10 protein-coding genes and 1 pseudogene are annotated in these 10,823 nt (G+C 61.9%); 3 read left to right on the top strand and 8 right to left on the bottom strand.

Annotated elements, in window-relative coordinates; all coding sequences use genetic code 11:
- Positions 1-257: 257 nt before the first annotated feature.
- A complete protein-coding gene (locus WB528_RS25765) occupies positions 258-410 on the bottom strand; it encodes a hypothetical protein (RefSeq protein ID WP_423892029.1) in 153 nt (50 codons plus the stop codon).
- Positions 411-1,103: 693 nt separating this feature from the next.
- Between WB528_RS25765 and WB528_RS25760 the strand changes: the two genes are divergently transcribed.
- A complete protein-coding gene (locus tag WB528_RS25760; RefSeq protein WP_423892027.1) occupies positions 1,104-2,879 on the top strand; it encodes an adenylate/guanylate cyclase domain-containing protein in 1,776 nt (591 codons plus the stop codon).
- Positions 2,880-3,182: 303 nt separating this feature from the next.
- On the opposite strand, the gene WB528_RS25755 is transcribed toward WB528_RS25760, so the two are convergent.
- From WB528_RS25755 to WB528_RS25730, 6 genes are all read right to left on the bottom strand, one after another.
- Positions 3,183-3,896, bottom strand: coding sequence for a hypothetical protein (locus WB528_RS25755; RefSeq protein ID WP_423892026.1), 714 nt, complete (start codon positions 3,894-3,896; stop codon positions 3,183-3,185).
- A gap of 143 nt (positions 3,897-4,039) precedes the next feature.
- Positions 4,040-5,674, bottom strand: coding sequence for a GMC family oxidoreductase (locus WB528_RS25750; protein WP_423892024.1), 1,635 nt, complete (start codon positions 5,672-5,674; stop codon positions 4,040-4,042).
- A gap of 43 nt (positions 5,675-5,717) precedes the next feature.
- A complete protein-coding gene (locus tag WB528_RS25745; protein ID WP_423892022.1) occupies positions 5,718-6,314 on the bottom strand; it encodes a GNAT family N-acetyltransferase in 597 nt (198 codons plus the stop codon).
- A gap of 136 nt (positions 6,315-6,450) precedes the next feature.
- Positions 6,451-7,377: an SMP-30/gluconolactonase/LRE family protein gene (locus WB528_RS25740; RefSeq protein ID WP_423892019.1), complete on the bottom strand. Its 927-nt coding sequence runs from the start codon at positions 7,375-7,377 to the stop codon at positions 6,451-6,453.
- 138 nt (positions 7,378-7,515) lie between these two features.
- Positions 7,516-8,349 (bottom strand): AraC family transcriptional regulator, encoded by an 834-nt coding sequence (locus tag WB528_RS25735; RefSeq protein WP_423892017.1) that lies wholly within the window; start codon positions 8,347-8,349, stop codon positions 7,516-7,518.
- A gap of 95 nt (positions 8,350-8,444) precedes the next feature.
- Positions 8,445-8,873, bottom strand: a complete 429-nt coding sequence (locus tag WB528_RS25730; protein ID WP_423892015.1) for a hypothetical protein — start codon at positions 8,871-8,873, stop codon at positions 8,445-8,447.
- A 156-nt stretch (positions 8,874-9,029) separates the two neighbouring features.
- Between WB528_RS25730 and WB528_RS25725 the strand changes: the two genes are divergently transcribed.
- Together WB528_RS25725 and WB528_RS25720 are read left to right on the top strand one after the other, a co-directional pair.
- Positions 9,030-9,236: a hypothetical protein gene (locus WB528_RS25725; protein WP_423892013.1), complete on the top strand. Its 207-nt coding sequence runs from the start codon at positions 9,030-9,032 to the stop codon at positions 9,234-9,236.
- A 302-nt stretch (positions 9,237-9,538) separates the two neighbouring features.
- Positions 9,539-10,333 carry an extracellular solute-binding protein gene (locus tag WB528_RS25720; protein WP_423892011.1) on the top strand — a complete coding sequence of 265 codons (795 nt, stop codon included), beginning with the start codon at positions 9,539-9,541 and terminating at the stop codon, positions 10,331-10,333.
- A 70-nt stretch (positions 10,334-10,403) separates the two neighbouring features.
- Here the strand turns inward: WB528_RS25720 and WB528_RS25715 are convergent.
- Positions 10,404-10,823, bottom strand: a pseudogene (locus WB528_RS25715) (amino acid ABC transporter substrate-binding protein); the annotation flags it as partial.

The raw sequence follows: 10,823 nt of genomic DNA, 5'->3' as shown, positions 1-10,823 counted from the left end.
GCCAGGAAGAGACGTTGGGGCCCAGGGCTGTGGGGCACTTCCGATTGATGCCGCCAAATGCAAAGCCGCCCGAAGGCGGCTTCACTGTTCAAGCCTGACAAAGGTCGATCAGGTTGTTGCTCTAGCCAGCACACCGGCCCGAGGGGAGTGAGCTCTGCACCAGTTCTAGTAGTTGCAGGCTGGATAGGGATAGTATCCGCAGCGATAAGCTCCGTGTGCGCCGTAAGCAGCGGCACCGACCGCGGCAGCTCCGACGCCTACGGCCACTCCACGGCGTACGGCTGCACCGCGGTAAACGCCACCACGGTAAACGCCAGCGCGGTGGACGCCACCGTGATAAACGCCAGCACGACCAACACCAGCACGACCGCCACCGCGGTACGCAAAGGCGTCAGTTGAAATCGTCGCAATGCATCCAATGCCAATGACGATGGATGCAGCAACCGAGACGATGGTTCGACGTGACATGACTGATCTCCTTTCGGGTGATCAAACGAGAGACGGGCGCCTTATGTCCCGTATAGTGGGAGCAACAAGAGCACGCGCCCGCCACGGAGTTGGTGTGACGGTGCCGTGCCCAACGAGGCCCGGACGGGGTGATCCGGACCTCTAACGCAGACACCACAGCGGCTCCCTCGTGTGCCGCTCGGCAAATGCTCGTCAGAACACTAGGCCCTCATTTTTGGAAACCATTGATCTAGAGCAACCGGGGAATGAAAGACTGAACCACGCCGGGTCTCCGAACTAGCGCGCATCATTCATCTGCCGCGCACGAGCCAAAGGATATCGCTCTTGCATGTCCGAGTTGGGTCATTCTCGCCGTTTTGACCGTGAGCCCAGCTACTTCCGGTGTACCCCCAACTCCAGACTTCTCACTTCATTGCTCTAACTCAGCGATGTGCCAGCATCAGAAGTGCCGAACGTCGACGCACTTTGACACTCCCCGATGATCTCGACCCGACCTAGCTCGCCCATCGACGACACTCGCGACAGGTCTGCGGCTCCGATTGACCGCAATAATGACGGGCCGACGGTCATGGCCTTAACCCCGGACTTCCCGTAATATTCTCTCTTCTTCGCTTTTCCGGATGGGGTCCTGGATGATGACAGGCAATCCGACGCGACGCAAGATCGTGGCAATTCTGGCCTCCGATGTCGTGGGTTATAGCCGCCTCGCGGCGGCCGATGAGGATCGCACGCTGGCGCGGCTGCGGGCGTTGCGAAGCGACCTGATCGATCCGACCATCGCCGTGCATCACGGTCGCGTGGTGAAACGAACCGGCGATGGAGCTCTCGTCGAGTTCAGCAGCGTTGTCGACGCCGTGCGCTGCGCCATCGAGGTGCAGAATGGCATGGTCGAGCGCAACGCCGGCGTTCCGCCCGACCGCCGCATCGAATTTCGCATCGGCATCCATCTCGGCGACGTAGTCGAAGAGAACGACGGCGACCTCATGGGCGACGGCGTGAACATTGCCGCGCGCTTGGAAGGCATCGCGGAACCCGGCGGGATCTGCCTTTCCGTGGATGCCTTTCGCCAGGTGCGCGATAAAATAGCGTTGGAAGTCTTCGATCTCGGCGACAAGAAGTTAAAGAACATCGCGCGCCCGGTGCACGTCTATCGGATCGACGTGGGGGCCGGGCGGGCGTCGTCCCCGGCGCCCGATGCCCGGAAACCGACGCTCGCGCTGCCCGACAAACCATCAATCGCGGTGCTTGCCTTCGAGAACATGAGCGGCGACATTGAGCAGGACTATTTTGCCGATGGCATCGCCGAGGACATCATAACGGCGCTGGCCCGGTTCCGTCAGTTCCATGTGACAGCGCGGAATTCCTCGTTCACATACAAGGGCCATGCGATCGACATCAAGAAGATCGGGCGGGAGCTTGGTGTCCGCTACGTCCTGGAAGGCAGCGTGCGCAAGGCAGCCGAGCGGATCCGCATCACCGCGCAGTTGATCGACGCCGAATCCGGCAATCACGTCTGGGCGGACCGTTATGACGGTCGATTGGAGAACATCTTCGATCTGCAAGACGAGATCACCAACATGATCGCGGCCGCCGTGACCCCGGCCTTCGCGATCGCGGAAATGCAACGGGTCAGCCGGAAGCACCCGCAAAATCTGGACGCCTGGGAGCTTACGCTGCGCGCTGGTCAATCCTTTGCACTTGCCGGACCCGCGGATATCGCCGAAGCGCGCGAGTTAGCCCAGCGCGCATTGCTGCTCGACCGCCGAAATACCGCAGCTTTGGCGATGTTGGCGTTCTGTCATGTGTCGGACGGTTGGTGGGCATACTCGCAATCGCCCCAAGCATCGATCGCCGAAGGCATCAAGGCAGCACGCCTAGCCTTGCAGGAGGACAATTCCGATGCCGATGCGCTGGCGAGTCTCGGCTACGGCTTATTTGCCGCGAGACAGTTCGATGAGGGGCTCGACGTCTTGCGCCAGGCTGTAGCGCTGAATCCCAATTTGGCAAATGGTTTCGCGCGCTACAGCAGCGCGTTGGCGTTTTGCGGCGACTACGAAAAGGCCAAGGAGGCATTCGATAGCGCCATCCGCCTCAGTCCACGCGACCCCCGTTTCGGCAATTGGCTAGCGCAAGTGGCGATCGCGCCATTCATCGCCGGGAGCTACCAGGAGGGTATCGACTACGGCCGGCGCGCCGTGCAAAGCAACCCAAGCTTTATGGGTGCCCATAGAGTCCTGGCCGGCAACCTCTCCGCATCAGGCCAACTGGAGGAAGCGCAACGCGAGGTTGCCGAAATGCGGCGACTCGTCCCGGGGGTGACGGTCACCGCCACGCGGTGGCTTCCGTTCCGCGACGACGAGGCGCGCGAGCGGTATTGCTCCGCATTGGCCCGGGCGGGCCTCCCGGAATGAGAGAGTAACGCCGCCTCGCTGCTATCCTCGGGGCTGATGGGCTACTCGCCTTGGTGGCGCGCGATGCACGCGTGGGCGGTTTTTGATATCGGCGATCTTCTCTTTGAAGTGAAGGCCCCGGCACTCGTAATGTCGTGCGGAGGACGTTGTGGTTCCGATCCAGCCGCGCCACCAGCTGGCTCGGCGCACCGGCAGTCTGAGGTGTGATGTCGCCCTTGGGGTCAATCTCAGACGTCGGGCCGCATCCCGGCGAGGTCCGTTTGTCCCTCAACAGCGGAAGCGGGTCCGCAAACGGTATTGCCGTCAGCTCAATGGCGCGAGCGTGTGCCTGAGCTGTTCCTTTGATATCTGCATCAATCCGGCAAAGGGCTGGCTCAAATCGGCGACCAGGAACAGGGCGCTCGAGACCAACAGCGCAAACACCAACAACGCCGTCCAGGCGACCACGCCCGGTTCCACGAACATACCGAAACTTGCAAAGATCACCGTCAGCCAGACGATCAATATCAACAGGAACGGCGTCAGGATCGGCCTGTCGCCGTCGGCAAAGATCAGCAATCGCGTCCGCGCGATCTCATTGCTGGCCTGCACGACGCGCAGTTTGAGCGAACGCTGCACGTCATTGGCGGGCGATAGCGCCTCGATCGCGGCATAGAGCTGTTCGGCAAGCGAGTTCACCCTGAAGGCGTTGCCTTGCGATGCCGTCGCCTTCTCGTTCCAGATGCGATCCATCGCCGCGGGAACGCTCGAGCGCATCAGCTTGCGAACCGGCAGTGCCTCCGGGCCGTATTGCGCGAGCATTTGATCGGCCTGGACGAGATGCGCTGCCAACAGCCGGAAGTGAGCGTCCTGGGTGTCGTAAGACGACTTCGCTGACGCGATCAGCAGACTGATGACGACAGCCGCCAGCGTCGCCAGCAAACCGGCGCCAAGCCTGATGACTTCCTTCGTGTCATGGCCAAGCCTGGGTGCGGGAATACGTGCCCGCAGCCCTATCCCGAAGACGACGGCGGCCACGATCGACGCAAAACGAAAGCAGGAAGGTCCAACCGGATGTCAAAATCGCTCCTGCCGCAATCGAACTTTCTGAATGCGAGATCAATCAGCGCGACCCCGGAATTTATACAGGCGAGCCTCGCCGGTTACTCAACTTGCCGGCTTCAGCGGACGATGATTGCCTCCGGCGGCGTCTTGCCGCGAATGAGATCGCTGGCCTTGTCGGCGATCATCATGGTGGAAGCGTTGAGGTTCGCCGAAATCATCCGTGGCATGATCGAGGCATCGATGACGCGCAGGCCTTGCAAGCCATGGACCCGCAGCTGGTCGTCAACGACGGCCCATGGCGCGTCCACCGGGCCCATGCGGCAGGTGCAGCCGGGATGGAAGGTGGTGGTGCCGCGCTTGGTGGCGGCCTGCAGGAATTCGTCGTCGGTCTGCACGCCGGGACCTGGAAAATCCTCATGGTCGTAGTAGGGCGACAGCGGGTCCGACTTCAAGAGCCGCCGCGCCAGCTTCATGCCGGCGACAATGACGCGGCGATCGAGCTCGGCGGTGAGGTAGTTGGTCTGGATGATCGGCTGCACAAATGGATCGGCCGAGCGGATGCGGACGTAGCCGCGGCTCTCGGGGCGCTGCTGCCAGGACGTCACCGTCATTCCCGGCAGATCCTCGAGCGTGCCCTGCACGCCTTCCTTGTAGCTCGCCGGCGTAAACGTCATCTGCAAATCGGAGCTCTCGGCGGTCTCGCCGGAATGCCAGAAGCAGTAGACCATGGTCGGCGACAGCGACAGCAGGCCGCGCCGCGTCGTCGCCCATTTAAGCGCCTCGCCCACGAGGCCAAGCCCGCGCCGGCGCTCGTTGATGGTCTTGATGTTCTTGACGCGCGCAACCGAGCGTGGCGCGTAATGGTCCTGCAATCCTTCGCCGACACCCGACAGCGCGTGCTTGACCTCGATGCCATGCGATTGCAGCAGATCGGGCGACCCGACGCCCGACAGTTGCAATAGCTGCGGAGAATTATAGGTGCCGCCGGAGAGAATGACCTCCTTGGCCGCGCGCACCTCATGCACCGTGCCATTCCGGCCGCCGCGCCGGTAGCGCACGCCGACCGCGCGTTTGCCCTCGAAAATGATTTCGGTCGCATGCGCGTGCGTGCGCACGTCGATGTTGCCACGCTTGCGCGCCGGATGCAGGAAGGCGGTGGCGGCGCTGACCCGAAGCCCGTTCTTGATGGTGCGCTGGGCGTAGGACACGCCTTCCTGGATCGCGCCGTTGTAATCGGGGTTGCGCGGAATGCCGAGACTGACCGCGCCCGCCATGAAGGCTTCGCACAGCGGGTCTCGCCATTCCATCGTGGTGACGGTGAGATCGCCCTCGCGGCCGCGAAAGGTGTCGTCGCCCTCGCCGATGCGATGCTCCAGCCGCTTGAAATAGGGCAGCACATCCGAATAGCCCCAGCCGCGGTTACCGATCTGGGCCCAGGTGTCGAAATCCTGGCGCTGGCCGCGATTGTAGATATGCCCGTTGATCGAAGACGAGCCGCCGAGCGTCTTGCCGCGCGGCGCGTAGATGCTGCGGCCACCGGTCCAGGGGCCTACCTCCTGCTGGTAGGCCCAGTTGATGCTGCGCATGTGGAAGGTCTTGATGAAGCCGGCCGGCAAATGAATGTAGGGGTGCCAATCTCGCGGACCTGCCTCGAGCAGGCAGATTTTGGTCGCTACATCCTCGCTCAGGCGGTTAGCCAGCACGCAACCCGCCGAGCCCGCACCGATGATCACATAATCGAACGTGTCCATACTCTCGCTTTCGGCGTCTCTTTGGATTGACGTATTTTCTTCGCTAGTTCCGCGCTCTTTCGTTCAATTGATAGCTGAGATGCGCCTTCGCTGTCGGCCATTCCGAGGCGATGATGCTGAAAACAACCGTGTCGCGCAACGTACCGTTCGGCGCAATCTGATGGTTGCGCAAAATGCCATCCTGCTTGGCGCCCAGGCGTTCGATGCCGCGCCGGCTCTGGTGATTGAAGAAATGCGTGCGGAATTCGACCGCAATACAATCGAGTTTCTCGAACGCATGCGTCAGCAACAGCAATTTGCACTGGGTGTTGAGCGCGCTGCGCTGGACGCGCTTGGCATACCAGGTCGAGCCGATCTCAACGCGGCGATTGGCGGCATCGACATTCATATAGGTCGACATGCCCGCGATCTGGCCGTTCGAATCGAACACCGTGAACGGCAGCATCACACCCTTTGTCTGCAAGCCGAGTCTGCGGTCGATCTCCTTGCCCATGTCTTCCGGCTTCGGAATGGACGTGTACCAGAGCTTCCACAGCTCGCCGTCCCTGACCGCATCCGTCAGGCCGTCGAGATGGGCGTGCGACAACGGCTCGAGCCGCGCATGCGGGCCAGCAAGCGTTACCGGTTCAAGCCAGGGCATTGGTGTCTCCTCCTTCCGTCATTGCGAGCCAACCGGCCGCGCGAATGCGCGCTCGATCACAGGCTCCGCGAAGCAATCCCGAACAACAATTTCACGTCTGGATTGCCTTGTCGCTACGCTCCTCGCAATGACGATATCATCTATTCAAAAAATTCAGCGGCAGGCCGGGCCGTTGCCACTCCATCGCGACGAGTTCGCCCTTGCCAGACAGCGTGATGTAGGCGGTCTTCAACTCCGGCCCGCCAAAGGCGATATTGGTGGTGACGCGGTCGCCGGTCGGCACCTGTTCGACCAACCTGCCATCGGGTGCGATCACCGAGATGCAGCCCGAGACAAGGGTCGCGACGCAAACATTGCCGTTCGCCTCCACCGCGAGCGAATCGAACATCTGGTAGCCGCCGAGCCCAGCGATCGGGTTACCCCGTTCGCCGCGATAGATCACATCGCGCGGCTTGATCGTGCCGGGCTCGGAGACTTCATACGCCCACAGCCGCGCGGTCGGTGTCTCCGCGATGTAGACTGTCTTTTCATCGGGCGACAGCCCGATGCCGTTCGCGGGCAATATGCCATGCACAGCCTCGACGATCTCTTGCATGCCGGGCTTGAGGTAATAGAACGCCCCGACATCCATCTCGCGGGCACGGCGCTTGCCGAGATCGGAGAACCACACGCCGCCGTGCCGGTCGAACACAAGATCATTCGGTCCGCGCAATGCGTGCTCACCGCACTTCGAGACGACCGTCTCGACCTTGCCGCTTTGCAGATCGACGCGCTGGATCGAGCCGCCGAGATAATCCTCGGGCTGCGGCCCGGGCATGATCATCTTGCCGGTTGGAATCCAGGAGAAGCCGCCATTGTTGCAGATGTACATCTTGCCGTCGGGACCGAGCGCCGCGCCATTCGGGCCGCCGGGAATTTGCGCGACCACTTCCTTGCGCCCGTCAGGATAGACCCGCGTCAGCCGCCGCCCGCGGATTTCAACCAGCAGGACGGAGCCATCCGGCATCGCTACCGGGCCTTCTGGAAATTCCAGACCGGTAGCGAGCACGCGAAGTTCGGCCATGAAATCCCTCCCGGCATTTGCGCGCGCAGATGGCCCTGCCCTGTCGCGCTTCTCACGTTTGCGCAACGTTAGGGCAAAGCCGCCGTGGCTTGCAAGCAGCCGCATCGCACGGCTGGCCTGCCGGGAAGCTTCAGATATCTATTCCTGCACCGGGACCCAGATCTCGAAGCCGCCATTGCCGGTGAGCGGATCGAAATTTTCGTCATAGCGCTCGAAGGTCGGCGCGTCGGCGACTTTCAAGCCGGACGCCGGCAGCCAATGGTTCCAGATCGTGTCGATGGCGTGGCGAATGGTCGAGATGTGATCGCGGTGGGTGAATACGGCGTAGCGCTGCTCGGGAATCCGGACACGAAAGAACGGACGCGGCAAATCCGAGAAGTCCGAGACTTCGACGCCCGCGATATAGTCGAAATTGCCGGCATCGTCGCCGTTGTAGCAGACGCCGTAGGCGACCTTGCCGACGCGGTGGGGGATATCGTCGACCGATTGATGAAAGCGCTGCCACTGGCTTGGAACGCCCGCACCATTCTCGTGATTATAGCGGTCGCCGATGCCCGCCACGAGCAATGGTTTGGAGACTTCAAAACGCGGAGGGGCAAGGTTTTCGATGTGAGATGAATTCATCTGGATCGGCTCCTGAAGCTTGAGGTCCTGGATGCACGCAAGACTGCGAACCGTCTCGGGCGTGAGCCCGAAATGATCGCGGAATGCGCGGGTAAATGCTTCGTGGGAGCCGTATTCCGCATCCAGCGCTACGGTGAGAATATCAGGTGCACCGGATGCGAGCGAGCGCGCCGCTTCGCTGAGACGACGCGCGCGCACATAGCGCATCACCGAGAAACCCGTGGCGGCGGCAAACGCCCGCACCATGTGAAAGCGCGTGACGCCGGCAACATCGGAGATTTCGTCGAGCGTCAGCTCGCCGGCCAAATGGCTTTCGATAAACCAGAGCGCTTTCTGGGCAGGGTTCATGAGTTCAAGGCTTTCCACGAAGCGACGCCATCATGCACGTCCGCGCCAGGCCCGTTTGATCGTCCTTGCGCTCGCCGTCCGCCAGATGCGCGGAGCTACTTGGCTCCCTGTTTTGTGGCGTCCTTCGCCGCCGTATCCTTTGTCGCGTCCTTGGCGGCAGCATCCTTCGCGGTCGTGTCCTTCGCGGCCGCATCAGGCGGCGCGCTCGCCTTCTTCGCCTCCTCCGCCGGTTTGTGTTGCGCGGCCTGAAGGTCACCCACGGTCTTTTGCAATGCGGCGATGTTCGCTTTCAAAACCTCGATCTGCCGGTTCGCCGCGTCGAGCTTCTGCTGGTGCTGCGCGTCAAGCCGCGCAATCGTCTTCTGAAGAAACTCGACATTGCTCTGCAAGCAACTGGTACGCCGCTCCATCGTCTTTTCGACCGTGCAGATTTCGATGCCGGGAACGTCCTGCGCGTGGCCGACGTCAGCGCTCAACACGCACGGCACCATAATGCTGATGCCGACAAAAAACCGGCCGATCATGGCAAACCTCGTTTGAGCATATGTCGAGCGGTAAACTTCTTGCGAGCAGACGTTTCAATGGCGAATACTACCACACTGCGACCTCAATCGCCCATTGAGCTTGATCGATACAGGCGTACGATCGCTCGGCATAGTGGGACGAAAACGGAACTGGAAATGGCAACGCGCGAGAAACGGCTGGCTCAATTCGATGGCGAAGGAGAGCCGCCGCCGGACCTGCCGGTCCAGGTATTGTGCGAAGACCAGAGCGGCACCTATGAGCTGCCGTTCCCCTGCCGCTTTGCGGACGGCGCCTGGCGCAATCACGAGTCCGGCGGCGCGCTCGAAGCGAACGTGATCGGCTGGCGGCTGCGGCGCAGCTGATTTGACCGCGCTTAAGCTTCGGCCCTGTCCCAAAATGCAACGAAAGCCTGCGTCGATCTTAAGGTTCGGAACGCGGGCGGAACGAATCGTGCCCGAATCAGCCGAATCAACCCGTACGCCGTTGTTCACGGCTAGATGTCGTCGCGATCACTACGGGACGACACTAGATGACGTCCGGCACATCCGGACCGGCCCACGCGTCTGCTTCCCAAAGGTTAACCGCGCCGGTTTGCGGCTTTGCACGTCGGCCCCTCCCCGCTAATAGGTATCGGCAAAATAAAGTCGTCCCGGGAGGATTTTTCATGCGTTTCGCAGCCAACTATTTCCGCAACCTGACGCTTGGCGTTGCCGCTGCCCTGTGGCTGGCCGGCGCGGCGCAGGCGGCCGAAGTGCACGTCATGATCTCGGGCGGATTGTCGGCTGCCTATAACGCGCTGGTGCCGGAGTTCGAGAAGACGACCGGCAACAAGGTCGTCACCGCCTACGGCCCGTCGATGGGCACGACCGTCAACGCAATCCCGGTTCGGCTCGGGCGCGGCGAGCCCGCCGACGTCCTGATCCTGGTGGGCTATGCGCTCGACGATCTGATCAAGCAGGGCAAGGCGGTCGCGGGCAGCCGGGTCGATCTCGTCAATTCCAAGATCGGCGTCGCGGTGAAGGCAGGCAGCCCGAAACCCGACATCTCTTCGGCCGACGCGCTCAAGCGCGCGCTGCTCGCGGCAAAGTCCGTCGCCTATTCCGACAGCGCCAGCGGCGTCTACGTCTCGACCGAGATGTTCGACAAACTCGGTATCGCCGCCGAGATGAAGGACAAGGCAAAGAAGATTCCGGCCACGCCTGTCGCGGAAATCGTCGCGAAGGGCGAAGCCGAACTTGGGCTTCAGCAGATCAGCGAATTGAAGCCCGTTCACGGCGTCGACATCGTCGGCCCGCTGCCGGACAGTTTACAGAAGATTACGGTGTTCTCCGCCGGCATCGCCACCGGCTCGAAGGAGCCCGAGGCCGGAAAGGCGCTGATCAAGTTCCTCGCATCGCCCGCGGCGCGCGGGACGATCATCAACAGCGGCCTTGAGCCGATTGAAGGCGGGGCGAAGTAACGCCGCGCGGGAGGCTTGCTCATGTCCCTCCTCCTTGCGGGGGGAGCTCGCGGCGGAGGGATGAAGGGGCCTACTTCGCCCGGAGCGGGGTGTCCTTCAGCCCGTTATCGTCGAACGCCTTGCGCAACAGGCCATTGGCCTTGGCGTCCGTCATGAACTTGCTCGCATATTCCAGCGACAGCGGATGATTGAGCGGCACGGCAACCGCTGTCACCGTCTGCTTGAAGGTTTCGTCCAGCACGCGCGAGCCCGGAATCTTTTTTGAAAGCGCGTTGAGCTGGTCGCGCGACAGCGCAAACGCGTCGATCTCGCCGTTCTTGAGCAGATTGAAGATCTCTTCGAAGGTCTGATAGCCCGTAACCCTGGCGTTCTTCAGATGCGCCACCGCACCGCGCATCGTCGTGGTGTCGTTGACCGCCGCGACCTTGACGTCAGGCTGATCGAGCGTCGCAAAATCCTTGATCGTCGAACCAGCCCTGACGATGTAGGT

It is taken from the genome of Bradyrhizobium sp., from assembly GCF_049586575.1.
Classification (GTDB): domain Bacteria; phylum Pseudomonadota; class Alphaproteobacteria; order Rhizobiales; family Xanthobacteraceae; genus Bradyrhizobium.
The sequence above is the reverse complement of the archived record's forward strand: the minus strand, read 5'-3'. Positions and strand labels throughout refer to the sequence as shown.